Below are 26432 nucleotides of genomic sequence, written 5' to 3'. Positions count from 1 at the left end.
TTATGGGATTAACGAAAGAGCCTTTAGGCAAGGATTTTATCTGGGGAGTATCTACGGCGGCTTATCAAATTGAAGGCGGTTATCTACAAGATGGTAAGGGTTTTTCGATTTGGGATGATTTTGTCCGCAAATCCGGAAAGATAGCCAAAGGAGAGCATGGCGATGTAGCCTGTGACTTTTACCATCGCTACGACGATGACCTGCAATTGATGCGCGATATGAACATCCGTCATCATCGGTTCTCGATTTCTTGGAGTCGAATTTTTCCGGTAGGCAGGGGAGAGGTGAATCAAGCAGGTATTGATTATTACAATCGTCTGATCGATCAGATGCTATCTCTTGGTATCACGCCTTGGATTACCTTATATCATTGGGATCTTCCATCCAGCCTAGAGATAAAAGGTGGTTGGACTAATCGGGATGTCGTCGGATGGTTTGGTGATTATGTCGCCTGTTGCGTACGAAATTTCGGTGATCGGGTGAAGCATTGGATGGTGTTGAATGAACCGATGGTGTTCACCGGTGCAGGTTATTTTCTGGGCATTCATGCGCCAGGGCGTCGCGGATTGAATTCTTTTCTAGCAGCAACGCATCACGCGGCTTTAGCGCAAGCGCATGGCGCGCGAATTATTAAATCATTGCAACCAGAAAGCACCGTTGGTACGACTTTCTCTACTTCTCATATCGAACCTTTTAGCGCTAAAGATCGGGATGTACAAGCTGCAAAGCGGGCAGATGCGTTACTCAACCGCTTATTTGTAGAACCTTTGCTCGGACTGGGCTATCCCACGGAAGAAATCAAGACGCTCCGCAAGATTGAAAAGTATATGCAAGCGGAGGACGAGCAGAATCTAAAGTTCGACATGGATTTTGTAGGCGTGCAAAACTATACGCGTGAGATTGTGGCGCATTCATACTTCATCCCATATCTACGCGCGAAGCTGGTCACTGCTCAAGATCGCCAAGTGCCTACCACCACGATGAATTGGGAAGTATATTCAGAATCACTTTATCACATCTTGAAAAAGTATAGTGCTTACGAAAATATGCCACCATTGATGGTTACAGAAAATGGTGCAGCGTTTCCAGACGAAGTAACGCGAGGCAAAGTTCATGACGTTGCACGCACGCAATATTTGCAGGATGCGGTGTCACATATTCACCGTGCTAAGGAAGATGGCGTGGATGTTCGTGGTTATTTTGTGTGGACTTTTTTGGATAATTTTGAATGGGCCGAAGGTTATCATCCTCGTTTTGGTCTGGTGCATGTGGATTTCGAAACGCAGCGTCGCATCGTAAAAGATTCGGGCAAGTGGTATGCTGATTTTTTGCGTGATTAAGAAAAGAGTTTTAACTTGAGGTCTTGAAGATGTCGATCAGCCAAATAGCGAAAGAATTAAATGTTTCCAAATCCACGGTCTCTTTGGTGATCAATGGTAAGGCAGAACAATCTCGTATTAGCAAAGAATTGGAAAAACGCATTTTGGATTACGTCCAAAAGATAGGCTTTAAACCCAATGCGCTGGCAAAGAGTTTGGCTACTGGAAAAACATTGACGATTGGGCTTATTGTAGAAAATATCGGCGACAGTTTTTTCGGTCCCATTGCATTGCATATCGAAGAATGCCTAAGATCGCATGGATATCATGTGTTATACAGCAGTACGATCGGTAGTGCTACGAATGCCCGTGAGATTATCGCTTCGATGGTAGATCAGAAAGTAGAAGGGCTTATTATTTCTCCTACAGCAGATTTGGAATCTGAGATTTCAAAAGTAGTTTCAGCTGCTATCCCTTTGGTCGTATTCGATCGCAAAGCCAATTTGTCCGATGTTAATTACGTCGGGACCGATAATTACCTCGCAAGCGAACAAGCGGTCAAACATTTGATAGCACAAGGATATACGCGCATAGGTATGGTCACCAGCGATTCACAGCAATCTCAAATGCTCGAAAGACTGCATGCTTGCACGGCACAATTAAAGCAGCATCATTTAGAAGAGTACATTTTACAAATACCTTTTTCTGCCCCGATAGAAGAGCGCGTTTTGTCTATTCAAAATTTCCTAAAAGCGAATAATTTAGATGCGATATATTTCAGTACCAATTATTTATGTATTGCCGGTATCAAAGCCATTCAGCAAGCTGACAAGGTGAAAAAGTATGCTTTACTATCCTTTGATGATCACGAAGTCTTCGAGCTATTTGATCCGCCAATTACCTGCGTACGACAGCCCATAGAGGAAATTGCACAAAAGATTGTAGATAATGTGATGGGGCAGATCAAGGTGAAAATAAAACAACCCACCGATCATATTATTCCATCCAAATTGCTTGTCAGAAAAAGTACCATTAAAGGGTAATTTGTATTTATTAGGTATTTGATATATCTTTATCGTATCATGCAAAACCGGTTTTGCATTGATAGTTTTAAACCTAATAAAACTACTTATGATAAAGCATCATTTACTACATCGAATGAAGGGAGGGTTGTGCATTGTTTTCTGCGCATCGCTTTACCTGCCTGTCGGCGCTTTCGCTATGAGCGATGTGTCGCGCAGCACAGCAAATTTATGGGTTGTCCAACAGCGTTATCGGGGAACTATTGTCGACGAGGAAGGAAATCCACTGGCTAATGCCACGGTTAGAAACGTACAACAAAGCACCGCTACACAATCTAATGCACAAGGGGAGTTTGTGTTGGAGGGAAAGCCTGGGCAAGTATTCGAAATTTCTTATACGGGCTTCGCTACACTATCGCATACAATCACCGCTGAAATTGATTTGCGCATTACGATGAATTCAAGTAATCAATCGGTCGATGAGGTGGTCATCATGGGATACAATAGCCTTCGCGAAACCAACGTATCCGGCGCAATAAGCCGCGTAGATATGGCGGTAGCAGAGAAGCGTCGTGTACAAGATGTATCACAAATGCTACAGGGTGCGGTCGCCGGTATTAATGTAACACAGGCAACGGGTCAGCCCGGTGATCCGATTGATATACGCGTGCGTGGTGTAGGTACGATTGGCAATAATTCGCCTTTATTTGTAGTCGATGGTATTCCTACCACCAATTTTAGTTTCGTCAACCCGAATGATATTGAATCGATGTCGGTATTGAAAGATGCTTCGGCTGCATCCATATATGGTTCGCGTGCGGCAGCGGGTGTGATTTTGGTAACGACTAAAAAAGGGGTCGCTGGAGATGCCCGTTTTGATGTCAATGTATTCTCGGGGATACAACAAGCCACCAATCTTCCAAAGATGATGAATACGACGCAGTATTTAAACACGGTAGAGCAGGCTTGGGCGAATAGCAATAGCAGCGGAACGAATCCATACACCGCAGAAAAATCACGCACGGATTTGGCCAATACCAACTGGCTAGATGAGCTATTTGAAACTGGGCAAACCAACAGTTTTCAGATCGGTGCTTCGGGCGGATCCGAAAAAGTAACCTATCGTCTGGCCACTGGGTACTATAGTCAGAACGGAATTTTGAAATTTGACAACGACAAATACCGTCGTTTGGAATTCCGTAGCAACGTGTCGGCCAAGTTGCATGACCGCGTGCAAGTGCGTTCCAACTTGTTGCTGAATCATCAGGAGCGTATGGTCGCTTCTTCCAGAGGAGATGCGCCGGGTATTATCCGGCACGCGCTCTTGCGTCCGCCGGTATTGGGCGTGTACAAAGATCCTAGCGATCCTACTTATAACGCCGATCGACCATTTACAGATTTACCATTCTATCAAGGACCGGGGAATTTTCGCTCTGAGTTGTATGAATGGTCTCAAAATCCGGTTGCCGGAGCTAATTATTCTGACAACAACCAGCGCCAGTTTAAATTATTTGGTAACGTCGAAGGATCTGTAGATATATTGGCTGACCGGTCATTGAAATTCAGATCCGTATTGGGTCTTGAGCTCAACTTCAACCACAATAAAGCATTTTTCGCCAATTACGGTGACAATGATGGTGGCGGAGAAGCGATTGATGCAGGAACCGGAAGACTAAATAGACCAAACGGCCTTAACGAAGATCGTGGAGAAGATTACACCCTCACTTGGAACAATGTTTTAAGCTATGACAAGCAGTGGGAAGATCATCAGATCAATACCTTGGCCGGTACCGAGTTTATTATCAACAATAGCAGCTCGATCAATGCCTCCCGTCGCCGCTTTGAATATGAATCGGATCGATTTCATTATATGGATCTAGGAGATGTAAATCGGGATCTCTGGAATGGTGGCTTTGCACAAGAATGGGCACTCTTTTCGGTATTTGCTTCTGCTACGTATGCTTACAAATCGCGCTATACATTGACAGGAAACTTACGTGCTGATGCTTCATCGCGCTTTGGGTCCGATAATAAATGGGGGTACTTCCCATCATTATCCGCTGGCTGGATCGTGAGCAACGAATCCTTTTTTGAGCCAAATAGTACTTTATCATATTTAAAAGTTCGCGGTTCAACCGGTACATTGGGCAACCAAAATATCAATAACTACGCTTACCTCACGATGTATGGTCGGGAGGGAAATATCACACGTTACGGCAATCCTTCCTTGCGTTGGGAATCGACTACGCAGCACAATATTGGGGTAGATATGCGCTGGTTAAACAATAAATTGGACATTACGGCCGATGTGTTTAGCAAGCAAACGAAAGATATTCTATTGTTGTTAAGTCTGCCAAGCTTTGTGGGTAATGTCGATGCTACGTACGTCAATGCTGGTCAGGTAAACAATGAAGGCTGGGAACTCAATGTACGCTACCGTGATTCTTTTGCGAAAGATGGCACATTCAGCTTGGGCGGTAACTTAACGGGTTTGCGCAATAAAGTGGCTGCTCTGCATGAGAACGTACCACGTATTGTTGGTCCGGTCGCGCGCGCCGAAGTTGGACAGCCTTTAGATGCTTATTTTGGTTATGTAATGGAAGGTGTTTATCAAAACCAAGCCGAGGTAACGGCACATCAGCATGGGTTGAATACGCCGCTGAGCAAGCCCGGGGATGTTCGTTTCAAAGACTTGAATAACGATGGTATAATCAATGACGACGACCGTACGTTTATTGGTAACCCTATCCCGCGTTTGAGCTATGGTTTTTATGGAGATGTTTCGTACAAAGGATTTGATCTAAACGTGTTTTTCCAAGGTGTGAAAGGGGTAGATCGCTACAATGATGGCATGCGCATCGTCGACTTTGATAGCCGACCATTTAATTACACAACGCGTATGTTGGATGCTTGGAATGGGGAAGGCTCTACCAATAGTTTGCCACGCGTAGCTTTTGAAGATACTGGAGTGAGCCGTTTCTCTTCTTTATACATCGAAGATGCTTCTTATCTCCGTTTGAAAAATGTGGAATTGGGCTATTCATTTCGTCAATTGCCGGCACGGTGGGGAATTTCTAATGCGCGAGTGTATGTCTCTGGTCAAAATCTCTACACTTGGACAAACTATACCGGCTTAGACCCTGAAAGTACGGAATTGATCGATCGGGGTACTTACCCGCAAGCCAAAACCTTTTTATTTGGTGTAAATCTAACTTTTTAAAACCATGAATACGAAACTCATATATATAGCGAGTGCCGCCTTGTTGTTTTCCAGCTGTTCGAAATGGTTGGATAAAGATCCGATCGGTATTCTTACGCAGGAACAGGTACAGGTAGATCCTACAGAAGGAACGATTGTTACCGGCGTACAATTTGCTTATCGCCCACTTTCTAGTACATTAAACATCTTTGGTGATTGGGATTGGACGGGCGGATTAGTTGTTCGGCCAGATTTTATTTTGGAAGATATCGCTTCGGGCGATGCACAGAAGAAATGGGTGCCGGATGGCGATCAAGCCTGGATGGACGATGTTGCCAATTATAATTTTACGGCAGAGAATGGTGCATTCGCAGGAATCTGGCGATTCAATTACGATGGCATTGCTCGTGTGAATATTACGCTATTTCAGCTCACAGATCCAGAAACATTGTCCAAAGTCAACATCAGCGAGGAAAGAAGGAAACAGTTATTGGGTGAAAGTGCCTTTTTGCGTGCTTTCTACTATTTCGATTTGGTCAAATATTTCGGAGATGTACCTGTGGTATTACAACCATTAGAAAACTTCAATGATGCCTACGATGTGGCCGTACGTATGCCAAGGAACGAAGTATATGCGCAGATAAAAGCGGATCTAGCGATAGCTTTGGAAAATCTGCCACGCGCAAAATACTCGAATACGCAAGAGCGTTGGCGCGCATCGCATGGCGCTGTATTGGCCTTGAAAGCAAAAGTGGCGCTTTTCGAAAACGATTGGGATGGTGTGATCGATTATACCAATCAGTTGGAGCAAACGGGTTTTTATGGTCTGAATCCGAATTATTTTGATGCCTTTGATAACGATAAAGCGTATCAAGAGCAGGAAAATATTTTTATTTACGATCATGAAACTGGTCTACAACCTCCCCGTGGCAACGGCCTCACGGCACTGATGGGATGGGGTTTTTTGGGGCCATCGACCCATCTTTTGCAAGCATTTGAAGCAGGAGATCCGCGTTTAGCACAATCATTTAATACCAACTCCCGTTCTGTCTATAAATTATTGGGTGCGCAAAATGATGCATTCAAAGGAAATGAAAATTCACCTGTTGATCGAATTTATATACGCTATGCCGATGTATTGCTTTGGAAAGCGGAAGCCTTGATTGAAAGCAATCGCATCGCAGAAGGTGTAGCTATTATCAATCTGATTCGCCAACGTGCTCGCGGAAGCCAATCGGTATTGCCTGATCGCGCTACATCTGCCAACAAAGAATTGGCGACAACATGGTTGCGGCAAGAGCGGCGTGTGGAGTTGAGTTTTGAAGCGCATCGATTATCAGATCTACGCCGCTGGAAAATAGCCAAGACAACCCTCAACCAAATTGGAAAACCTTATTTAGACATGCATGATTTATTCCCAATACCACAAGGTGATGTGGACAAAACAGCAGGTAAAATAGTACAAAACCCAGGATATTAATATGAAAAAGCAATTAGTATGTTATGCCGTAGCTGTCGCAGTCATGAGTGCTTGCGGCGATGCCGAAAAGAAAGAAAAGAGTAACGCTCCCGACTGGGCACTCGGAGGATTTGAACGACCAGCAGGAATCAATCCGGTGATCAGCCCAGATTCTACCACTACTTTTTTAGATCCGATGTCGGGCAAGATGGTGCGTTGGGAGGAGAATGATACGTTCAATCCCGGCACTGTGGTAAAGGATGATACCATTTTTGTCTTGTATCGTGCCGAAGATAAGTATGGCATTGGAATTGGTTTTCGGACGTCGCGGTTGGGCTTGGCGTATAGCACCGATGGCTTGCATTTCACCAGAGACAAAACGCCGGTGCTGTTTCCCGATGAAGACAATCAAAAAACCTATGAATGGCCAGGAGGAATTGAAGATCCCCGCGTAGCCGTGACCGAAGATGGTACTTTTGTGGTGTTTTACACACAATGGAATCGCGATGTTCCTCGTTTGGGCGTAGCCACGTCCAAAGATTTGCGCAACTGGACGAAACACGGGCCAATCTTCGCCAAATCGACATATACTAAAATGATGGAAATGCCACATAAATCAGCTTCGATCGTTACTACGTTGAAGAACGATAAGTTGGTGATTGATAAAGTGAACGGCAAATATTGGATGTATTGGGGCGAGCATGGTGTAAAAGGAGCTACCTCTGACAATTTAATTGATTGGGAACCGGTACTGGATGAGCAGGGCGAATTAGCTACGTTTATTAATGTGCGAAAAGGATATTTTGATTCTGCACTCACCGAATGTGGGCCACCAGCGATCAAGACCGATAAAGGGATTCTCTTATTGTACAATGGCAAAAACCATGATGGACAGGAGCAGGCTGATCCACGTTTTACATTAGGTACGTATAGTGCCGGACAAGTTTTATTCGATGCGAATGATCCTACCAAGGTTATTGATCGGTTGAATACGCCATTTAAAAGACCGATGGAGGATTTTGAGAAATCGGGGCAATATGTAGATGGAACAGTATTCATCCAAGGCTTGGCTTACTATAAATCCAAATGGTTCTTGTATTATGGTTGTGCTGATTCTAAAGTGGGTGTCTCTGTTTATGATCCAAGTCGGCCAGCTAATTTTGATCCACTACCGTAAAAGCAAATGGAGATAGAATTAATCTTAGCAATAGATGTAGGCGGCACGCATATTAGTGCCGCCTTGATTGACAAAAACACCATGCGCTTGCATCAGCAAGCATATGTATGCGGGGAGGTAGATAGCAATGCTAGTCGAGAATCTATTTTGAATGACTGGGATAAAGTGTTGACCAACGTATTGAAATTAGCGGAGTCTCCTGTGAACGCTTGCGTAATCTCCATCCCCGGGCCATTTGATTATGTCAACGGAATTTCGGAAATGGACGGTATGCACAAATATCAGGCAATTCTGGGAATGGATGTCAAGCAGTATTTAAATGATAAATACCATATCCCCGCGCAACATATCGTATTTTTTAATGATGCACACGCCTTTTTATTGGGTGAGATATACCATCATCAGTTGACCGATGCCACGGTGGTTGGCTTGACACTGGGAACTGGATTGGGCTCGGCACTCTACGATGACGCGCATGCGAAAGATCTTAATTTTGGTTCTGCCGCTTTCCGCGATGGAATCGCTGAGGATTATATCTCTACCAGAGGCTTATTGTATCAGTTAAAAATACAAGGTATAGATCAGTACAATAATGTTAAAGAAGTGATGTGTGATCCGGATAGTGACATGCATCGCGATGTCGCAGTGGATTTTCTGTCAGATAGTTTGGTAGATTTTCATCAACAATACATTCATTCTATAGCGCCTGATTACATCATAATAGGCGGGAGCATTGCAAAATCGCATCACGTGTTCTTAGAAAAGGTACGTGCTCAGGTAGAAATTCCGATACGTGTTGCCTCTTTTGACGAAATAAACCTATTTTACGGAATGATTTCAAATATAAACCTATGAAAAATGTATGGAAATTCTCGCTGATAGCGTCCTTAGGCGGCTTTCTCTTTGGTTTTGAGACAGCCGTGATATCCGGCGCAGAGCGAATTATACAACGACTTTGGGAGTTGGATTCCTTTTGGCATGGCCTAACGGTGTCCATGTCGTTGATCGGTACCATTATTGGTGCGATCGTAGCGGGTAAAGCCGCAGAAAAGTACGGACGAAAACCCACTTTGACGTTTGTCGCAGTATTGTACCTACTTTCTGCGATTGGTTGTGCGGTAGCACCAATCTGGTCTGTTTTCTTGTTTTTTCGTTTTTTAGGTGGATTAGCAGTTGGTATCAGCTCTGTAGCCGGACCTGTTTACATCTCCGAAATTGCACCTGCAAAAGATCGCGGCAAGCTAACGGGCTTGTTTCAGATCATGGTAGTTTCAGGTATTTTCGCAGCCTACTTAACCAATTATCTGTTTTCAGGTATGGGCGAAGAAGGATGGCGTTATATGCTGGGCATAATGGCCGTGCCGTCCATTTTGTTTTGTATACTGATCTTAACTGTTCCAGAAAGTCCACGCTGGGTGATGCTGCACCGAAGTCGAGAAGAAGCCTTGCCACTATTTGATAGGATAGGACAAGTTCCTAGCGATGCTATCTCGGTCAAAAAGGTCGTGCAAGTCAATCTATTTCAAAAAGCGTATACCAAGCCGATTGTTATGGCCGTATTGCTGGCCTTCTTCAATCAGATGGTTGGTATCAACGCGATCTTATATTATGCTCCTCGCATCTTTGAGATGGCTGGATTTGATGGCGAGAATGCCTATTTGCAACCGATCTTTATTGGTGGTACCAACCTGTTATTCACCCTGATAGGGATGAGCATTATTGATAAATTTGGTCGTAAAAAATTATTGCTGACCGGTGCTGTCGGTATGTTCGTGTTTTTGTTATGTGCGGCTTTCGGCCTAAGGGATGGTGGTACTCCTTATCTGCTTTGGTATATCGTTGGTTTCATTGCAGCTTTTGCCCTCTCCCAAGGAGCGGTGATCTGGGTGTTTATTTCCGAAATATTCCCGAACGAAGTGCGCTCACAAGGTACGTCGCTTGGTAGTACGACACATTGGTTGTTTGCGGCTATTGTCTCCGGTTTGTTCCCCATCATTGTCGAGCAAATATCGGATGGTGCATTTTACATCTTCTTGTTCTATGCGATTATGGTTGTATTGTCTTTTGTTTTTATACTTTTTATCCCCGAAACTAAAGGCAAGTCTTTGGAAGAAATAGGAGAAGCAACTCATTAAACCTATATTTGTCGGATCGGCTACTAGCCACATAACTAATTAAAATCAATACATGTTACGATCGAGGAAACTATCTGAAGACTGGGTAGTCGTTATTTTAGGTGCGGCCATTATCTTGCTGGCATTGGCTGGTATTATTATTCCAAAACCAACTTTTGGATGGGATTCTGGCGCACAGTTAACGAGTAAAGTATTCTCTCCAGATAATCTATATCGCATACTGCTTCAGTTTGGGATTACATTTGGCATCGCGATAGCGGGTGCCATCTTGCTGAGAAAACCGTTGAAGTCGCTCGTAATTGTATTTCCTATTGTGTTTCTGCTGACCATTGTAGCGCTTGCTATTGCCGGTAATAACTGGATTCAGGAGTATAATCTGGAGGCGGTCATTTTCAGTTTAGGAATAGGATTGGCCATTAGTAACTTGTTTCGCTTGCCAGATTGGTTTAAAGAATCGCTCAACACCGAATTGTATGTCAAGATTGGTTTAGTGCTGTTGGGTACGACGGTTATTTTTAGAGATATTCTGAAAGCCGGATCTCTAGGCTTGATTCAGGCCTTGGTGGTTGTGATTTCGGTCTGGTATTTTGCATTTTGGATTTGTAAAAAGTTAAAGATCGATAAAGAAATGTCGCTGATGCTCTCTAGTGCGGTGTCTATATGCGGTGTTTCGGCTGCTATCGCCACTTCTGGAGCCATACAAGGAGATAGCAAAAAGCTGTCGTATGTAATTTCTTTGGTGTTGATCACCGCCATCCCGATGATGATTTTTATGCCTTATATGGCCGATTGGATGGGACTTTCGCAAGAAGTAACGGGTGCATGGTTGGGCGGAAGTATTGATACAACGGGAGCTGTTGTGGCATCTGGCTCGCTCGTAGGCGAGGAGGCTTTGAAGATCAGCACGATCGTCAAGTTTTCGCAGAATGTATTGCTCGGAATTGCCGCGTTTTTTATCAGTGTGTATTGGACGTACTCCAAATCTGTTGATGACGAAACAAAACGGGAAAAACCTACGTTAAAAGTAATCTGGGAGCGTTTTCCAAAATTTGTTGTGGGCTTTGTAGGCGCGTCGTTGCTCTTTTCTTTTGTGGTGCCACAGGTACAAATTGATGCGGTAAAAGATAGTTTGAAGAGCTTACAAGGATTGTGGTTTGTGCTGGCTTTTACCTCGATCGGATTAGAGACTAACTTTAAAGATTTGTTTCAGCACAATAATAAGAAACCATTATACGCGTTCTTAATCGCCCAGACGTTTAATGTGATCGTGACCTTATTGATTGCATTGGTACTATTTAGGTAATATGCCTACCACTTAAAGTGAAAAATCCTGACAATCGAGAAGATTGTCAGGATTTTTTGTTTTATCAGATGTACACAAGCTTACCGCCAGCCCAATCCGGGCGCTACATGCTCCAAGATGCTAGATAACACATGTACATTGTAATCGACACCCAGGGTGTTAGGTATGGTTAATAACAACGTATCTGCTTCTTGAATAGCCTCATCCTGCGCCAATTCTTTAATCAGTTGATCCGGCTCTGCGGCAAAGCTTCTACCAAAAATCGCCCGTTTATCGGCCTCAATCATTCCAATTTTATCTCCCTTATCATTCTCATGTCCAAAGTACATACGATCTTGATCGTTGGTGATGGCAAATATAGAACGGCTCACCGAAACACGTGGTTCTCCGGCATGACCGGCTTTTTTCCATGCTTCTCGATACAGACGGATTTGCTCCGCTTGTTGTATGTGAAATGGTTGGCCATTTTCATCATATTTTAGAGTCGAGCTCTGCAAGTGCATGCCTTGTTCGGCAGCCCAGATAGCTGTCGCATTCGAAGCTGCTCCCCACCAGATACGATCGCGCAATCCTGGTGCATAGGGTTCTAAGCGAAGCAATCCCGGCGGATTTGGAAACATCGGATAAGGATTTGGCTCTGCAAAACCTTGGCCGATCAATTTATCCAAAAACTCCAAAGCCTTGCGCCGGCCCATATCGGCATCCGTCTCGCCATCTTTCAATTCGTGGCCGAAATAACGCCAACCGTCGATTACTTGTTCGGGTGAACCTCGGCTAATACCCAATTGCAATCTTCCTTCAGAAATTAAATCTGCTGCGCCTGCATCTTCTACCATATACAAGGGATTCTCATAGCGCATATCAATTACTCCCGTGCCAATCTCGATACGGTTTGTCCTAGCGCCTACGGCGGCTAACAAAGGGAAAGGTGATGCCAATTGTTTGGCAAAGTGATGTACGCGAAAATAGGCGCCATCAAGGCCCAATTCTTCTGCTGCTACTGCTAAATCAATGGATTGCAAGAGCGTATCACTGGCAGTCCGTGCTTGATAGGCCGGGTGATTAGACCAATGCCCGAAAGATAAAAAACCTAACTTTTTCATAAGCTTAGTGATTAATGTGTCGGTGCAAAAGTGCATCCTAACACGATTAAATATCTAATACAAATGTACGAAAAAAATACGTGTTATAACACGTATAATTTGTCTGTAACATGTCAAATCGTATCCAAAATAATGGTGTCTTTCCAAGAGGGTAGGCGAGCAGTTTACCGGATGTCTGAATCTCCTGATTCTGAACTCTTTTTACGAGGGTCCAGCTTCTTCTTGAAATATTTTACCAGAGATTTTTCATCTTGCTCTTCCATATCACTCAATTCTAGCTCCAAAGCTCTATTGCTGAAATGTATTTCTATAAAGGACAGTACCAGAGAAATAGTGAAAAATAAGAGACTTAAAGCAAAAGTCGTTTCAATAAGGATCACATTTTGAAGGTAGATGCAGTATACGCATGCAATACAAGCAATAAAACTTAAAACCCCCATACCTTGCATCTGACGGATTAGTTTGAGTCGGAAACGAAGGTTGCCAATTTGTCCTTTTAAGACGCCTCCTGTTTTATGTTCGAGATACTTCGCGTGTAGCGACCTAACTAGGGCTGCCAAGGCAAGAAATCGATTGGTGTAGGCAAGCATAATTAAACTGATGGCCGGGAATAATAGTGCTGCAGTGCTGTATGTAATCATAGGTGTTTTAAAGATAGTAAGTAGTGGTTGAATTTACATGAATATGGGTGATTTCATGTGAATTTTGTGCGGTGCTCGAGTATTAGTACAGCACCATAAATCGTAATTAGTACATAGATGAGATACTTATTGTAAAATTATGTTAGTCTTTAGATTTCCTAATTGTGTGAGGTAATTTGCTTGAAGCTAGGTAGATAATGATAATTTTTTAAAATCTCTTACCTTATATAAAGTACACACATTTGTTATTGTTTGCTTGCGATTTTTTGATATAATAACATTGTATAAAATTGAATACAAAACACGTATATTTACGGCATTGATTTTTCTATCTGCTGTGATAATAAGGTCAATTTTTGTGCCACTCGCTAAACTAAATGAAGCAAGTAGCCAGATGCTATATCTACTTAAAAACACCTATTTAAGACATACTTTAATGCAAGCCAATTTTTTTTTCAAAGGAGCCCTTCTGTTAACAGCAATCCTGTCTGTACATGTCCATGTGGCTACAGCAAATAGTACGTTTGAAAAACGGATAGTTTTTCACAATTTGTTAAGTACTGATAGCTTGCTGCTTATGAGTGATCTGGCGCAAGATTTTGGTGAGCAGGGACAAATAGATAGTTTGGAAAAATATAGTAAGATTTCCTACGATCTGCTAAGCGTGACAAAAACTATAAACATATTTCGGAGGCGGCTAATCAGTTAGCGATTATCTATGAAAATAAAGGAGATCTACGGATGGCGCTTCAATTCTACAAGTCCGCTCGTGACTCGGAAAGTGCCCTGTATAAAGAGTCTTCAGCGCTTGGTTTACTAGAAACCGAGAGAATGAAGACAGAATACACTGCGAAGCAAGTCAAAGCGCTGGATCATCAGCAGGAAGAAAGTCGCAAGAGTACTTTGATGATTATTGGGATTTTCTCTCTAGCTGTCATTTCGAAAACCTTCTTACTCTATATCATTATTCGTCGGAAAAAATCGCATAATAAAGAGTTGCGAATCGTGTTAGATCAAGTCGAAAGGCAAAATTTACAGTTGGATGAAGGTTATCGCTTTAAGCAGCATTTGATCTCTGTAGTAGCGCACGATCTTAGAACTCCTGTGGCTAGTATTATATCATTATTAAAAATGTTTGAGGATGGCTACCTCTCGGAAAAGGATACGCGAGATATGTTACAGAAAGCGAGGAAAGAAATGGATACGCTTAAAAAATTTCTGGATGAAATGCTTACTTGGATTGTTGGTCAACGGGATGGCCTTCGATCCACATCAGAAGCTTTTGATATGGCTTCGGTAGTCGAAGAAACGATTGATATTTATCGCCGTCGTGCAGAAAAAAAGCAAATTGAACTTATTGTGGAGAGTTCTACAAATATTTTTGTGCGAGCGGATAAGCAAATGATAAAGATTACGATGAATAATCTGCTGAACAATGCGTTAAAATTTTGTACAGCAGATGATCAGATTTTTATTAGTGTCAAGCATGTCGAAGGTGATAAAGTGCGGGTGATGATCCGTGACACAGGCGTCGGTTTTGGTGCGAAGATTGACAGGAAACTAACAGAACTCTCTCAAAAGGGAGTATTAGGGACTTGGGGCGAGAAAGCTACAGGTATCGGTTTATCATTATGCATACTATATTTGAATGCAAACAATACGCATCTGAATCTAAAATCCGAGCCCGGTGAGGGCGCTCAATTTTGGTTTGATCTAGAAATGGCCAATCAAGAAGAGATGAAACCAGTCAAAAAGTAACCGTATAATACTAAATTAAATCATTGTCGTGCGCAAATCGTATCAGTTGCCCGATAGAATTGCATTCGGCTTTGGCCATCATTTTGCGTCTGTGGGCTACGATGGTATGCTTGCTTAGGAACATGGTCTCCGCTACTTCTGAGATACTGCTACCTAACGAGAAGTGTTTCAATAGCTGCAATTCTCGCGGCGTAAATGCAGGTACTTGCTCAAAGGTATCTAATATGTCTTGTAAATTTTTATCAATAGAAATCTCTCCTTTGGCGACATCATTCGTTACCTGAATCATAGTTGGGATATCGCTGGATTTGCTTAAGATTCCATGTGGTTTGGCTAATATGAGATTGTGTATTACACTATTTGATACGGCGCTAGTGATAAATATGATGTACGCTTTTTTATTTAAGCGTTTAATTTCTGAAAATACTTGTAGACCATTGTCATTATACAGGTAATAATCTAAAAAGACATACACTTCATTTGTGCCAAATGTGGTCATGTATGCAATAAGATCTTCCGCTTTTGAAAAAGATTCGACATTTTCAAATTGCATATAGCGCTCCAGCAGCAATGTAAAAGAATCGGCAAACAGCTGGTGATCGTCCAACACAAAAGCCCTTCTGCGTAATATGGTATCTTGAGACATAGAAAAAATCTGTTACAAGCAAATATACATTATGCAGTTTGGTTTACTCGTACAGTTATGTAGCATTTTTTTGCTATATCATTAGGGGGGCGGAAGGCCTATTTTCTTACCTTGCGCATTTTCACTGAAAGTTTCGTTAGGTTCGTGTATTTGCACTATGAAGCTCATCCTTTGCAAAAAAACCTAACCACACCAATTCATCAGGATTGAGATGCTGTCCTTTGCGTGGTTTGAATTCTATATAGGAATCATCTTCATTAATAGAGTAAATAACTTCGCATGCGAATCTAATGCGCATACAAAATAAATTACTGTCTAATACCTTGATCATGGCACCAATAATATTAGGGTTTGCAGCTATTCGCATATGTGTATCTAATTTATGGAATTGTTTCAGAAATTCTAAAACAAGATAGTTGCCAACGTGCTATGTGTGATTTTACTATGTTAAATAAAATTTCATATAACAGGACACAATCCTTTGTTTTTGAAAAATTATTTTCGAAAACCGTAATTCGGGATTGTAATTTTCTAACGTATTTAGGTCAAGCCTATCTTGATATTTGTAAAATACGCACATTTTTACGATAGACAATATTTTGCTTAAGAAATAGCAAATTTTTGCTATATTTTATAATATTAACAAATATACTATTATGTGAAGAAATGTTTGAAGGTTAAAATAATCGGCAGTAATTGAGGTGTTTATGTGTTATGTGTGAAAATATAGGCATTGTAACATGAATTTGTAGGTGTAAATACTTAATTTCGCCGCAAATTTAGGGTTATATACCTGGCGATTTATTTAAAGTAAAACATCTTAACTAGAAAAATTTTATAATGAGTATTCCTTGCAAAAGACCATATGAGAGTCTTTCCATTACAATATCGAAGATTGAGATCGAACATTCGATCGCAGCGGGATCTGCAACAGTCAACCCCGTTAATAGTAATCAGAGAGTAATGGAAGAGTGGGAAGAAGATCCTACGGATAATCGTACAATTGTTTGGTAATTTGAATGGATAGTCAGATGAAAAAGATAAATATATTCGCATTCGTGTTATGTGCCATGTTGGCAATGTCTTCATGCGTTAAGCAAGAAAGAGAACAAGTTGCAGATGGAGAAGCTAACGTGTCGGTTCAGTTGTTAGGTGCGGAAGATGAAGAAGAAAATGATGATGATATGGAAGTAGCTTCTTCTGCGCGGGCAGCAACTATTGCACAAGCAGGAGAAGAAGATCAAACACAAATTGTTCCTTTCGGAGAAGATATGAGCATTGTCGCTACTCTTTCTAGAGCTGCTGCACCCAAGACCAATACCAGTGCCAAAGGCAGCTTAAAGGATCAAAGTCGTGCAGCACCTGTTTTGACACCGATCGCAACTAATGTGCGTTACAGAGTACTAGTATATGATGCTGCCGGCGCTTTCGTGCAAGAAAAGGACTATCAAGCTGGACAAGAAAGTTCAGTAACTGGTTTTGTGCTTGATGCAGGCAAGTCTTATACATTCGTAGCTTATTCTGTAAACGGGACAACTGCATTGCCCGAACCCACTAATAAAGCTAACCTGAGTACAGCTACATTGAGTAATATTAGCAGCTCTCTGCTCTATTTTCGTAAGGATGTCGTTTTGCAGCATGGTAGCAATACCCTAAATGTAACTCTTAAGCACCAATACAGCCAAATCACCACGAGAATAGAGTTAGATCCTACTACGGCTGGAAACATTACAGCGGTTGGTACACCGACTATTCGTCCGGTTCGTCAAAATGGGAGTATTAAATTTTCTAATGACGTGATTACTTACGGTACGGCTGTAACAAATGGGACAGCGGTAAGTTTTCCAGCTTTGGGTACGGGTGTGCGCAGCATTACATCAAGCCCCACCTTGTTGAGTTCACCTAATACGACCACTGCTCAATTTAATGTAGGCAGTTTGACCGCTAATAATATCACCAAGGCAAATGTTGCGCTCACTAACCTAAAAATTACTCGTGGAACACGGTATAATTTGGTGATGAAGTTACAAAGTCCATGTACGGAGGTTGTTTCGGGTGGTGCTACATTCAATCTTCGTGATGGTAATTCTCAAACGTTTAGCGCACCAGCCGCGGATTACGGTTTTACCTTTGATATTCATCGTCTGGATAATTCTTTTAATTTAAGTATTAATAATACATTACTTGCGACACGCGAGTTACAGTTTCAATCTGGTATCTCTAGTTTGCCGCGCAACGTAAGATTTGCTGATGGATCATTATGGGGTGATGGCACTGTTCCGGAGATATATAATATGACTGGTAGTGCATCGTCTCCAATTTTGCGAGTGATCATCAGTGCGGCGGGAGATATTTCCTTACTAGGTAGCAAGAGTGCTTCTGGCGGTAATTTGCAACCATTAACGTTAAACAACAGTAACACATTTAATAGGATTACATGGAATTCGAACTCTGATAATACGGTAGTCGCTACACAAAGTGTTGAAGGAGCTACCCTTATGACTGGTTCTGGCTACGGTAGAAAAATCGTGCCTTGTCCTTAATTTTTCCAAATGGTGTGCTTTAAAAACACATTGCGGAGAGCTATAAATTTTAATACAACAAAAAACAGCGATTGCTCTAGAACAATCGCTGTTTTTTTTGTAAATCGACTTTTAGGTAAGATAACTGCGTCGTTCTTCCGAATGATGACGGTGTAATTGAAGGATACGAGGCTATTCGTCTTTTGATGATTTCTTCTCATCCATGATAGTTTGTATATACTCACACTACGCGGTAGATCAGGTCGTAGAGACAAAGCCTAAATAGGCATTTAGTAAATAAACGCCGCTCATGTAGATCCAAATCACGGTGAAGATGAGATGTATGCCCGTCTCCCATTGTTTTCCTTTCCAAAGAGCCGATGAGTAAACAAAAAGTTGAAAATACAATCGCAATAACCAGAAAACTCCTAATCCTAATGTAACCTGATGCCCCAGAGCAGTATGGTGTAGTGCGGTGGCAGAACTGACGGATAATACACCTGTCAGTAAGATGATCAGAGCGATGAAGAAGGTGTGCACCAGCATAATCTGCCGATCGATTAAACGTAATTTCTCCAAGTTTTTTTTCCATTGAAAATAAGTGGGGAAAAAGACATGGATAATGGCAAGCGATATGGACAAGAAGCCAGCTACTCTAATATGATGTTCCATTCGATGATAACTCAAAAGTGGTGATAAATGGGGTAGTTTTTATTTCTTTTGTGAGCCTCCAGCCAGTCTGATGGAAGCAGGTGAGCCATGTTTTGCGAGAGTAAAAATGGAAAGCACCAAAAGTATATACGGCGAAGTTGGTTGCGTCGCGCAGGTGTTCTGTAATGTAGATTTTTCCAGTTGATTTGCAAACGCGTTGCAGTTCTTGAAAAAATCGGATACGTTCTTCCGCGTTCCTTATTTCATGTGCCGATAGGAAAATGATGATGCGGTCAAATGACTGATCAGCAAAAGGAAGATTGTCAGTATCTATCTGTATGGTCGATGCGCAAGGTGGATAAGCTTTCCGGGCTCTACGGATAGAGATTTCAGTGTGTTTTTTAAGGTCGAAAAAATCTACATTACTTAGGGGATTTATAGGATATTTCTTCGCCAGAATAGTGCTAATTTCATCAAATCCGGCATGTACATTCAGTACGTTTCCACCTTTCATTTCTGGCAAAAATGGAAGTCCGTACAGATCAGAGTGATCGTACACATAAGACGATACGAGCAAAGATATGGATAGATTGATTGATCCTAATAACGCAATTCCGTAGAGGATAATGCTCCATAAATGATTCGACCAACAGGCGATCACAATGGAAACGATGAATATTGCGATAGCAAATGCGTAAAAATGCCAATTGAACCTGATAATGTTCCAGAGTCCTTGAAGTTTGCTACGATGTACTACCATTGTTCGATTTTGCCTTTATTCCATTTATAAGATACGTTCGTGATTCGAAATGCACTTGCCAAAACCACATTATCAAACTTTAAATGATCTATAAAACCGACTTCACACTGAGTGATCTCAATCGGTTGCGGCGTCCAGTCTTGCCTTTGCCCTTGTACAATCAGCATGGATTTTTTTGCAGCATCGTAACCGAAGGTATACGGTAGTGGGCCTGCAAATTTTCTAGCGTCGTTCCAGTTATCAAAAGGAGATCCGACCGGAATAGTCTGTTGCCCTGCATCGGCATTCCAAGATAAACTAAAGCCAGCTTTATCAGAATGGATAGTTTGTTTTGCGCCTGAAAAGGATTTATTTAGGTCAATATGTTTGTAATGATAATGGGTGAAGATATTGCCTAAGAAACTCATCTTACGTTTGTCAGTTTCTGACCTCAAGATATATAAACCTCGCAAGCATTTGCCAGCTAGATTGGTGTACCGTACGAAAATACGATAGCCAATCAGAAAGAAATCTTGCCCCAGCCAGGCCGGTAATATAGCCGGCCGCAGATTCGATGTTTGTACTAATGCTACCGCAATAAAGGCCCATTTATCTTGGTAGGTATCCAACTCCAAGCTGTCAGGGATGAGAGGTCGCAATTGCTCTTTCGGGACAGCAAAAGTCACGACTAACGATTCGTCAAAATAAGCCTTGACAGCAAACGGATGGTTTTTTAAGCGATCGAACATCTACTTTTCTTTTTAAACTTGTTAGCCAAAATAAACTCCCAATAATAGATTATCCCGCAAAATAGCGTCGCAAATAAGAGATTCATGAAGCCCCAAAGCAATAGGTGGGAAACGAGTATAACCTCGAGCACATTCATGAGCAAAACAATAGAGATTTGTGTAATCGCGTTTAGTCGTGTGAGAAGGCCAGAGAAGATCCAGATCGCCATCAAGATTTCAGCAAAACCGATGAAAAGTGTCAATTCTCTGGAGTAGGTAGTTCCTAAAATAGTTGCCACAATCTCTTCGTGCCGAGGTACGAGATTAAGCACCTTGCAAACCAAACCATTCACTAGCCAGACGGCCGCAATTAAATACGTTAGAATAGTATGTAACGAAAGTTTTATCACGGTAGTCATAGAAGCTGTAACCGATATTTCCGCAAAATCTTGCCGAAGATCGATTTAAAGCTAATGAAAACACATGAACTGTGCAATTCGCTTGAAAGGGAATTTGGAAAACTATCTAAAGCGTTTTGCGGTAGGCATTCGGCGTAGCGCCAATACGTTTTTTGAATAGGCGCGTGAAATGCTGTGGATATTTGAAACCCAACTCCGACGAGATCAATTGGATCGATTTTTCAGGATCGTGCATCTTCCTTTTGGCCATATCCATGAGCTTATTCTGAATATATTCCTGCGCCGATTTACCCGTTTCTTTCTTAATTAGATCACCAAAATAATTGGGCGACATATGTAGCTTCTCCGCAAAATAAGCTACTGCCGGAAGGCCATATTCCTGCGGAAAATCGGCAGTGAAATAATCGTTGAGCTCTTGCTCAAATTGCGCTAAGATGCCCTTGTTTACGTTTTCACGAGTGATAAACTGCCGATCATAAAAGCGAGTACAATAATTTAAGAATAATTCAATATTGGATATGATTAGCTGCTTGCTGTGCTTATCAATGGCGTGCTCCAATTCATATTCAATATTCGCAAAACAATCTCCGATTACCTTGCGCTCTGCCTCCGAAAGATGCAGCGCCTCATGTACTCGGTACGAGAAAAAGTGGTATTGATCTATCTGTTTGGCAAGCGTGGTGCCAACCAATAAATCGGGGTGAAACACGAGCGCCAATCCTTGCGGCTGATAATAATCATCGCTGTATTGGCCAATCACCTGTCCGGGCGCTAGAAATATCAACGATCCTTCTTCATAATCATAGTTCGCTAATCCATACCGCAAATCGCCGCAGTGGATCTTCTTCAGAAATACCGTGTAAAAAGCATAACGAAGCTTTCGATTGTGGCGCGGATCAGCTTTATCAAGATGCACAATGCTCACCAACGGGTGCATGGTGCTATTATTGTTGAATGCATTGTATTGAGTGACCGAGTCAAAATGCTGTATATCTTCCATTGCCAAAGGTTTTAATAATACGAATGTAATACATTAAACGTAAGCGATGCAGGCCGGAGCTAACAATCAGTAATATAGGTAACTATTCCAGTAATTCGTACACCATATTAGGGTCATAAGTTTCCGAACTTTAGGTTTTACTTATATCATGGTAAGCTATTTTACGATGGAAAATACAAATATGAATAGAAGAAAGTTTTTGACAGCAGGTGCGGTAGCTAGTTCAGCCGTGGCATTAGGAACAATAACAACCGCGTCTAGCTGTCAGGCAGATCCGAGACGCGCTATAGATAAAAATTCAATTTCGGCGGTAAGCCGGCGTACGCTGGGCTTCGGACAACATAGTCTGGAAGTGTCTGCCATCGGTTTGGGCTGCATGGGTATGAGTTATCATCGCAGTTTTGTGCCGGATCAAAAATCCATGATTTCGGTCATCCGCCAAGGATTCGATTTGGGTTTGAATTTCTTTGATACGGCAGAAGCATATGGCCCATTTGCCAATGAATCTTTGGTAGGAGAGGCGCTAAAACCGATTCGTAAAGACATTATCTTGGCTACGAAGTTTGGTTTTAAGGAGGGGAAACCACAGGTAGGATTAGATAGTCGTCCAGCGCGAATTAGGCAAGTGGTCGAAGAATCGCTGAAACGATTACAGACCGATTACATAGATTTATTGTATCAACATCGACTAGATCCTGCGGTACCTGTGGAGGATGTTGCTGGCACGGTCAAAGATTTGATCGCAGAAGGCAAGGTGAAGCATTTTGGTATGAGCGAAACAGATTTTAGTCTGATCAAAGATGGCTTGGCACAGATTCGCAGAGCGCATGCAGTGCAGCCGATTACGGCGATACAAAGCGAATATTCTACGATGACACGAGAACCGGAGAGTGAGGTGCTGGCGCTGTGTGAAGAGTTGAAAATTGGCTTCGTGCCCTATAGTCCGCTGAGTCGCGGTTTGATCACAGGATACATCAATGAGCGTACGAAATACATCGGCACCAATGACAACCGAACAACTTTACCGCGTTATCAGCCGGAGGCAATTATTGCCAACTGGCCGATGCTGGATGTGCTGAAAGAATTTGGCGATCATCGCGGATTGAGCATTGCCCAAGTAGCTTTGGCTTGGTTGCTGGCGCAAAAACCGTTTATTGTTCCCATACCAGGAACGACCAAGCTGGCGCATCTGCAAGAAAATCTATGGGCGGCTAATTATGAATTTACTAGCGAAGAATTATCCAAGTTGACAGCAGATTTATCTGCTATAAGAATTCGTGGAGATCGGTTCGCCTAAAATTCTTTGTCGTACGTGCGATTCCAATGGTTATTTCTATCCATTGGGGTCGCTTTTACTTTGTACTCAAGTCGAATACCATTCAGTCTACGTTGCTTGATACGCTTGTTGACTTCATTTATATAGGCAATTTCTACGATTTCAAATAATCCAAATCGAGAACCGATCAAATCTTTATCGGCCGGATCTTCATCCACCAACTTGAAGGTGTAAAAGCAACTGAGGTAATCTTTCCAGAAGAAAATAGGATTATCTTCCTTGTCCAAATAGCTGTCTTCAGCGTAGCAAAGTTCATCATGCACGTCGAAATAATCTGCCAAAAGCTGGTTGGTCTTCGCTACGAAATCTTGTGCCGTATCCTTATCTTCGATAGGCATAAAAGATATAATATCTCCCTCTTCCAATAGGTCGTACATCGATCTATTTAGGAAAGAATCCATCATCGTTGGGAGCAGCTCCACCACACTATTGAACATTTTCTTCATAGTACAAAGGTAAGAACTATAGACGTAAAATAGTAAGACGAAAAGTTTAAGTGATCCGAAGGTAACGCTTCGTTAAATATTTTCTGACGGGGATATCGATTGCTTTCATGATGATGTAGGCAAAAAGCAGTAACCCGAGGCTGCCGCCAATTACTACAAAAGGCAGATGATCTTCTTGGAATGCCTCGCTCTGTAAATAATCGCCAAAAATCCAGATAGCGGCATAGTGCGTCATGTAAAGCGGATAGGAGATCGCACCCAGAAAAGCACTTAGTGGTTGCACAGATTTTGGTGTGGCCGTGCCCGCACTCAATGCCACAATAAACGGAAAGAGTAAAAGTACAATCAATGATTCGATCAACCAGTTGAATGCCGTAAAAGGCATGAATAAGGCAAAACTTAATAATAAAACAGGAAGAAGAAAACCGAATCGATTGCTAATAATCCATCGCTTTCGGTAAATAAATAATCCGGTGCAAAACGAATAGGCAAGGCGTATTCCACCCACTTCCCAATTATCTATACTCCATCCGCCAGCCAGATTGCCGTATGAATAACTGACATAAACCAAGGCCACCGCTGCTACGGCTGCCATGGCCACAAGATGTTTGACGGTAACTCGTACTAGGACAAGAGCATACACCACATTGGCCACATATTCCCAGAACAAAGACCAAGCTGGCGCATTCAAGCTGAACAGGTTAAACGCCTTCTCTTCCAATACCGGATAAGGGACAAGCAAGATAGAATAGATAAAAAGCTTTACAAGCTGCATGGTACCGCCGGCATCTGCTGTACTATAAGGTGCCCATAGCAAACCAATCAAACCCAACACGGATCCGATAGCCACCAAAGGTTGCAATCGGATGAGTCGCAAAGCGAAGAATCTACCTAAACTCATCGTCTTCAACCGATCGTCGTACGCGTACCCCATAACAAAACCAGATAGGCAGAAAAAGAAATCGACGGCAAGAAAACCATGACCAATAAAATTGTCTTCAAATTGTGGGAATATCCACTCCATAAAATGAAACACCACGATGGCTATGGCAGCCAAGCCGCGTAATCCATCTAAGGCTAGAAAATGCTGTTTTTGCATAAATATGTTTATCACTCCCTCACAAAGCGGCATTAGAATTGTTATTGGGTGTAGCTTACTGACTGAACGGCTGTGCTACTCGAAAGACTAGGTACTGGTCAAATATAATAAAAGATTAAAAATGCAGGATGAGAATGCGATATAAAGGAGTAGTACGGTGGCTAAACGCACAAAATAATTTTATTTTCTTACCTTGCTATATATTTGAGAATTTTAGCGCTTCACACTAAATGCATAAGAAAAATTTCGACTCCGAATTTTGTGGAGCCTTACCTATACACCACATTAACACGATTCAACCTTATGGAGTGATCATCGTGATGGATAAGGAGCGGTATACCATTGTTCAGACTACTACAAACACAGCGGATCAAATAAATATAGATCATAAAGACATTATCGGAAAGAGTTTTTGTGACCTTTGCGGCCACTCGGAGGAACAGATGAGAGAGTCATTCGCTTCGCAAGTTGGCAAAAGGGATACCTATACTTTGCCCATAGCTTCGAAAACGTATTATGCATTAGTACACGAAAAAGAGGATCACTTGATTGTCGAGCTTCAGGAAAAAGCACCTAATAAACACATGTCTGACGGATTGCAAGGCATTAAAAACCTTGTGGCAGCCATGGAGAATATCAATAGCCTTTCCGAAGTGTGTGATTTAATCGTGTCGGAACTCAAACAAATGTTGGGTATTGATGGTGTGATGATGTACCAATTCGATGAGGATTGGAATGGCACTGTCATCTCTGAGCAAAAAAGCAATGGATTAGAAAATTATCTTGGCGTTACCTTTCCGGCGTCGGATGTGCCGAAACAAGCACGTGATCTTTATTTGAAAAATCCGCTACGATTAATACCTGACCGTACCTATACACCGGCTCGTCTTTTTCCAGTAATCAACCCGCTTACCAATAGCTTTACAGATCTCTCTCCATGTCATCTTCGCGGCGTTGCAGATGTTCACCGCGAGTACATGAAGAATATGAAGATGATCGGATCCATGTCAATTCGAGTAATTCATAATGGTAAACTCTGGGGTTTGATTTCGTGTAATCACACCTCCCCATATCATCTGACCTTTGACGAAAGCACCAATTTTGGATTGCTATCTAACGTCATTTCCAATAAAATATCTTCGATCATCAATGCAAATGAGTATAAATTTATCGCGCAGATGCAGTCCGATCGTAATGCCATTATCGATAAAATATATAATACCGGTTCGGTCACGAAAGGTCTTTTTGGTGAAGAAGCAGATGCCTCCCTCTTAACGTTGTTCAAAGCAACGGGATCCGTGCTTTTTAGTGGCAGGAAACAGTACACGCACAGCCTAGTGCCCGATAGCAATTTTCTAAATAATCTGATCCTGTGGTTGCAGGCCAAAAAAATAGATAAAGTATACAGCACGCACAATCTTGCTGGTGTGATGGAGGAATCTGCCCGTTTTAGCGAGATTGCCAGTGGTATGTTGGTCATTCCAATCGCGTCTCATGCGCCAGATTATATTGTGTGTTTTCGGCCAGAAGTAGTCAAAACCATCGAGTGGGGAGGCAATCCGCATCAAGCTATTAATTTTGAATATAATGGGCTGAATTACCACCCGCGTCATTCCTTTAAAATTTGGATGGAGACGGTCAATCAAATAGCTCAACCTTGGCATGAACAGGAAATTCAGATCGCCAATACTATCCGAAGTTTCCTATTGGAATTCAAATCATAACATACA

Annotated in this window: 24 protein-coding genes; 13 read left to right on the top strand and 11 right to left on the bottom strand. The window is 42.1% G+C overall.

What is annotated here, in order from left to right; all coding sequences use genetic code 11:
• The first annotated feature begins 2 nt into the window (after window positions 1–2).
• The 8 genes from AC3IRT_RS11630 to AC3IRT_RS11595 all read left to right on the top strand — a co-directional run bounded on the left by AC3IRT_RS11630 (window position 3) and on the right by AC3IRT_RS11595 (window position 11614).
• On the top strand, window positions 3–1340 hold the full coding sequence (locus tag AC3IRT_RS11630; protein ID WP_489393418.1) for a GH1 family beta-glucosidase: 1338 nt from the start codon (window positions 3–5) through the stop codon (window positions 1338–1340).
• A gap of 29 nt (window positions 1341–1369) precedes the next feature.
• On the top strand, window positions 1370–2362 hold the full coding sequence (locus tag AC3IRT_RS11625) for a LacI family DNA-binding transcriptional regulator (protein WP_489393417.1): 993 nt from the start codon (window positions 1370–1372) through the stop codon (window positions 2360–2362).
• A gap of 88 nt (window positions 2363–2450) precedes the next feature.
• Entirely contained in the window at window positions 2451–5561 is a 3111-nt protein-coding gene (locus AC3IRT_RS11620) for a SusC/RagA family TonB-linked outer membrane protein (protein ID WP_489393416.1), read from the top strand.
• A gap of 4 nt (window positions 5562–5565) precedes the next feature.
• Entirely contained in the window at window positions 5566–7020 is a 1455-nt protein-coding gene (locus AC3IRT_RS11615; protein ID WP_489393415.1) for a RagB/SusD family nutrient uptake outer membrane protein, read from the top strand.
• A 1-nt stretch (window position 7021) separates the two neighbouring features.
• Window positions 7022–8176: a glycoside hydrolase family 130 protein gene (locus tag AC3IRT_RS11610; RefSeq protein WP_489393414.1), complete on the top strand. Its 1155-nt coding sequence runs from the start codon at window positions 7022–7024 to the stop codon at window positions 8174–8176.
• A 6-nt stretch (window positions 8177–8182) separates the two neighbouring features.
• Window positions 8183–9031 (top strand): ROK family protein, encoded by an 849-nt coding sequence (locus tag AC3IRT_RS11605; protein WP_489393413.1) that lies wholly within the window; start codon window positions 8183–8185, stop codon window positions 9029–9031.
• On the top strand, window positions 9028–10311 hold the full coding sequence (locus AC3IRT_RS11600; RefSeq protein ID WP_489393412.1) for a sugar porter family MFS transporter: 1284 nt from the start codon (window positions 9028–9030) through the stop codon (window positions 10309–10311). Before AC3IRT_RS11605 ends, AC3IRT_RS11600 begins: the two co-directional genes overlap by 4 nt.
• A gap of 52 nt (window positions 10312–10363) precedes the next feature.
• Window positions 10364–11614 (top strand): YeiH family protein, encoded by a 1251-nt coding sequence (locus AC3IRT_RS11595; protein WP_489393411.1) that lies wholly within the window; start codon window positions 10364–10366, stop codon window positions 11612–11614.
• Window positions 11615–11694: 80 nt separating this feature from the next.
• Here AC3IRT_RS11595 and AC3IRT_RS11590 read toward each other — a convergent pair whose 3' ends face one another.
• Both AC3IRT_RS11590 and AC3IRT_RS11585 read right to left on the bottom strand, forming a co-directional pair.
• Window positions 11695–12717 carry an LLM class flavin-dependent oxidoreductase gene (locus tag AC3IRT_RS11590; protein WP_489393410.1) on the bottom strand — a complete coding sequence of 341 codons (1023 nt, stop codon included), beginning with the start codon at window positions 12715–12717 and terminating at the stop codon, window positions 11695–11697.
• A 164-nt stretch (window positions 12718–12881) separates the two neighbouring features.
• Window positions 12882–13358 (bottom strand): DUF2721 domain-containing protein, encoded by a 477-nt coding sequence (locus tag AC3IRT_RS11585; protein WP_489393409.1) that lies wholly within the window; start codon window positions 13356–13358, stop codon window positions 12882–12884.
• An 831-nt stretch (window positions 13359–14189) separates the two neighbouring features.
• On the opposite strand from AC3IRT_RS11585, the gene AC3IRT_RS11580 reads away from it, so the two are divergent.
• Entirely contained in the window at window positions 14190–15116 is a 927-nt protein-coding gene (locus AC3IRT_RS11580) for a sensor histidine kinase (RefSeq protein WP_489393408.1), read from the top strand.
• Window positions 15117–15126: 10 nt separating this feature from the next.
• Here AC3IRT_RS11580 and AC3IRT_RS11575 read toward each other — a convergent pair whose 3' ends face one another.
• The gene (locus AC3IRT_RS11575; RefSeq protein WP_489393407.1) at window positions 15127–15762 is read right to left on the bottom strand and encodes a response regulator; all 636 of its coding nucleotides are present in this window, start codon (window positions 15760–15762) and stop codon (window positions 15127–15129) included.
• Window positions 15763–15898: 136 nt separating this feature from the next.
• Entirely contained in the window at window positions 15899–16060 is a 162-nt protein-coding gene (locus AC3IRT_RS11570) for a hypothetical protein (protein ID WP_489393406.1), read from the bottom strand.
• 542 nt (window positions 16061–16602) lie between these two features.
• Here AC3IRT_RS11570 and AC3IRT_RS11565 point away from each other — a divergent pair.
• Window positions 16603–16776, top strand: a complete 174-nt coding sequence (locus tag AC3IRT_RS11565; protein WP_489393405.1) for a hypothetical protein — start codon at window positions 16603–16605, stop codon at window positions 16774–16776.
• A 17-nt stretch (window positions 16777–16793) separates the two neighbouring features.
• On the top strand, window positions 16794–18305 hold the full coding sequence (locus AC3IRT_RS11560) for a hypothetical protein (protein ID WP_489393404.1): 1512 nt from the start codon (window positions 16794–16796) through the stop codon (window positions 18303–18305).
• Between the two features lie 237 nt (window positions 18306–18542).
• On the opposite strand, the gene AC3IRT_RS11555 is transcribed toward AC3IRT_RS11560, so the two are convergent.
• The 5 genes from AC3IRT_RS11555 to AC3IRT_RS11535 form a co-directional block, all read right to left on the bottom strand.
• Window positions 18543–18956 carry a hypothetical protein gene (locus AC3IRT_RS11555; protein ID WP_489393403.1) on the bottom strand — a complete coding sequence of 138 codons (414 nt, stop codon included), beginning with the start codon at window positions 18954–18956 and terminating at the stop codon, window positions 18543–18545.
• Window positions 18940–19695, bottom strand: coding sequence for a class I SAM-dependent methyltransferase (locus AC3IRT_RS11550; protein WP_489393402.1), 756 nt, complete (start codon window positions 19693–19695; stop codon window positions 18940–18942). The genes AC3IRT_RS11555 and AC3IRT_RS11550 overlap by 17 nt, the downstream gene beginning before the upstream one ends.
• The gene (locus tag AC3IRT_RS11545; RefSeq protein WP_489393401.1) at window positions 19689–20423 is read right to left on the bottom strand and encodes a DUF2071 domain-containing protein; all 735 of its coding nucleotides are present in this window, start codon (window positions 20421–20423) and stop codon (window positions 19689–19691) included. Before AC3IRT_RS11545 ends, AC3IRT_RS11550 begins: the two co-directional genes overlap by 7 nt.
• Window positions 20408–20821: a DoxX-like family protein gene (locus AC3IRT_RS11540; RefSeq protein WP_489393400.1), complete on the bottom strand. Its 414-nt coding sequence runs from the start codon at window positions 20819–20821 to the stop codon at window positions 20408–20410. Before AC3IRT_RS11540 ends, AC3IRT_RS11545 begins: the two co-directional genes overlap by 16 nt.
• A 106-nt stretch (window positions 20822–20927) precedes the next feature.
• Window positions 20928–21821: a helix-turn-helix domain-containing protein gene (locus AC3IRT_RS11535; protein ID WP_489393399.1), complete on the bottom strand. Its 894-nt coding sequence runs from the start codon at window positions 21819–21821 to the stop codon at window positions 20928–20930.
• Between the two features lie 181 nt (window positions 21822–22002).
• Here AC3IRT_RS11535 and AC3IRT_RS11530 point away from each other — a divergent pair, with 181 nt between their 5' ends.
• Entirely contained in the window at window positions 22003–23118 is a 1116-nt protein-coding gene (locus tag AC3IRT_RS11530) for an aldo/keto reductase (protein WP_489393398.1), read from the top strand.
• Here the strand turns inward: AC3IRT_RS11530 and AC3IRT_RS11525 are convergent.
• The gene (locus AC3IRT_RS11525) at window positions 23115–23603 is read right to left on the bottom strand and encodes a hypothetical protein (RefSeq protein ID WP_489393397.1); all 489 of its coding nucleotides are present in this window, start codon (window positions 23601–23603) and stop codon (window positions 23115–23117) included. The two genes, AC3IRT_RS11530 and AC3IRT_RS11525, sit on opposite strands and share 4 nt — an antisense overlap.
• Before the next feature lie 46 nt (window positions 23604–23649).
• Window positions 23650–24702, bottom strand: a complete 1053-nt coding sequence (locus AC3IRT_RS11520; RefSeq protein ID WP_489393396.1) for an acyltransferase family protein — start codon at window positions 24700–24702, stop codon at window positions 23650–23652.
• A gap of 230 nt (window positions 24703–24932) precedes the next feature.
• Between AC3IRT_RS11520 and AC3IRT_RS11515 the strand changes: the two genes are divergently transcribed.
• A complete protein-coding gene (locus AC3IRT_RS11515; RefSeq protein WP_489393395.1) occupies window positions 24933–26426 on the top strand; it encodes a GAF domain-containing protein in 1494 nt (497 codons plus the stop codon).
• Window positions 26427–26432 lie beyond the last annotated feature (6 nt).

The sequence above is a fragment of the Sphingobacterium sp. KH_072 genome, assembly GCF_057837975.1.
Note: the sequence above shows the minus strand (reverse complement) of the source record. Positions and strands in the feature narration are given on the sequence as shown.

What these genes read in the sequence shown, in the direction of transcription:
- AC3IRT_RS11630 (WP_489393418.1), top strand. Translation starts at nt 3, where the DNA reads ATGGGATTAACGAAAGAGCCTTTAGGCAAGGATTTTATCTGGGGAGTA.
- AC3IRT_RS11625 (WP_489393417.1), top strand. Translation starts at nt 1,370, where the DNA reads ATGTCGATCAGCCAAATAGCGAAAGAATTAAATGTTTCCAAATCCACG.
- AC3IRT_RS11620 (WP_489393416.1), top strand. Translation starts at nt 2,451, where the DNA reads ATGATAAAGCATCATTTACTACATCGAATGAAGGGAGGGTTGTGCATT.
- AC3IRT_RS11615 (WP_489393415.1), top strand. Translation starts at nt 5,566, where the DNA reads ATGAATACGAAACTCATATATATAGCGAGTGCCGCCTTGTTGTTTTCC.
- AC3IRT_RS11610 (WP_489393414.1), top strand. Translation starts at nt 7,022, where the DNA reads ATGAAAAAGCAATTAGTATGTTATGCCGTAGCTGTCGCAGTCATGAGT.
- AC3IRT_RS11605 (WP_489393413.1), top strand. Translation starts at nt 8,183, where the DNA reads ATGGAGATAGAATTAATCTTAGCAATAGATGTAGGCGGCACGCATATT.
- AC3IRT_RS11600 (WP_489393412.1), top strand. Translation starts at nt 9,028, where the DNA reads ATGAAAAATGTATGGAAATTCTCGCTGATAGCGTCCTTAGGCGGCTTT.
- AC3IRT_RS11595 (WP_489393411.1), top strand. Translation starts at nt 10,364, where the DNA reads ATGTTACGATCGAGGAAACTATCTGAAGACTGGGTAGTCGTTATTTTA.
- AC3IRT_RS11590 (WP_489393410.1), bottom strand. Translation starts at nt 12,717, where the DNA reads ATGAAAAAGTTAGGTTTTTTATCTTTCGGGCATTGGTCTAATCACCCG.
- AC3IRT_RS11585 (WP_489393409.1), bottom strand. Translation starts at nt 13,358, where the DNA reads ATGATTACATACAGCACTGCAGCACTATTATTCCCGGCCATCAGTTTA.
- AC3IRT_RS11580 (WP_489393408.1), top strand. Translation starts at nt 14,190, where the DNA reads ATGAAGACAGAATACACTGCGAAGCAAGTCAAAGCGCTGGATCATCAG.
- AC3IRT_RS11575 (WP_489393407.1), bottom strand. Translation starts at nt 15,762, where the DNA reads ATGTCTCAAGATACCATATTACGCAGAAGGGCTTTTGTGTTGGACGAT.
- AC3IRT_RS11570 (WP_489393406.1), bottom strand. Translation starts at nt 16,060, where the DNA reads ATGCGCATTAGATTCGCATGCGAAGTTATTTACTCTATTAATGAAGAT.
- AC3IRT_RS11565 (WP_489393405.1), top strand. Translation starts at nt 16,603, where the DNA reads ATGAGTATTCCTTGCAAAAGACCATATGAGAGTCTTTCCATTACAATA.
- AC3IRT_RS11560 (WP_489393404.1), top strand. Translation starts at nt 16,794, where the DNA reads ATGAAAAAGATAAATATATTCGCATTCGTGTTATGTGCCATGTTGGCA.
- AC3IRT_RS11555 (WP_489393403.1), bottom strand. Translation starts at nt 18,956, where the DNA reads ATGGAACATCATATTAGAGTAGCTGGCTTCTTGTCCATATCGCTTGCC.
- AC3IRT_RS11550 (WP_489393402.1), bottom strand. Translation starts at nt 19,695, where the DNA reads ATGGTAGTACATCGTAGCAAACTTCAAGGACTCTGGAACATTATCAGG.
- AC3IRT_RS11545 (WP_489393401.1), bottom strand. Translation starts at nt 20,423, where the DNA reads ATGTTCGATCGCTTAAAAAACCATCCGTTTGCTGTCAAGGCTTATTTT.
- AC3IRT_RS11540 (WP_489393400.1), bottom strand. Translation starts at nt 20,821, where the DNA reads ATGACTACCGTGATAAAACTTTCGTTACATACTATTCTAACGTATTTA.
- AC3IRT_RS11535 (WP_489393399.1), bottom strand. Translation starts at nt 21,821, where the DNA reads ATGGAAGATATACAGCATTTTGACTCGGTCACTCAATACAATGCATTC.
- AC3IRT_RS11530 (WP_489393398.1), top strand. Translation starts at nt 22,003, where the DNA reads ATGAATAGAAGAAAGTTTTTGACAGCAGGTGCGGTAGCTAGTTCAGCC.
- AC3IRT_RS11525 (WP_489393397.1), bottom strand. Translation starts at nt 23,603, where the DNA reads ATGAAGAAAATGTTCAATAGTGTGGTGGAGCTGCTCCCAACGATGATG.
- AC3IRT_RS11520 (WP_489393396.1), bottom strand. Translation starts at nt 24,702, where the DNA reads ATGCAAAAACAGCATTTTCTAGCCTTAGATGGATTACGCGGCTTGGCT.
- AC3IRT_RS11515 (WP_489393395.1), top strand. Translation starts at nt 24,933, where the DNA reads ATGCATAAGAAAAATTTCGACTCCGAATTTTGTGGAGCCTTACCTATA.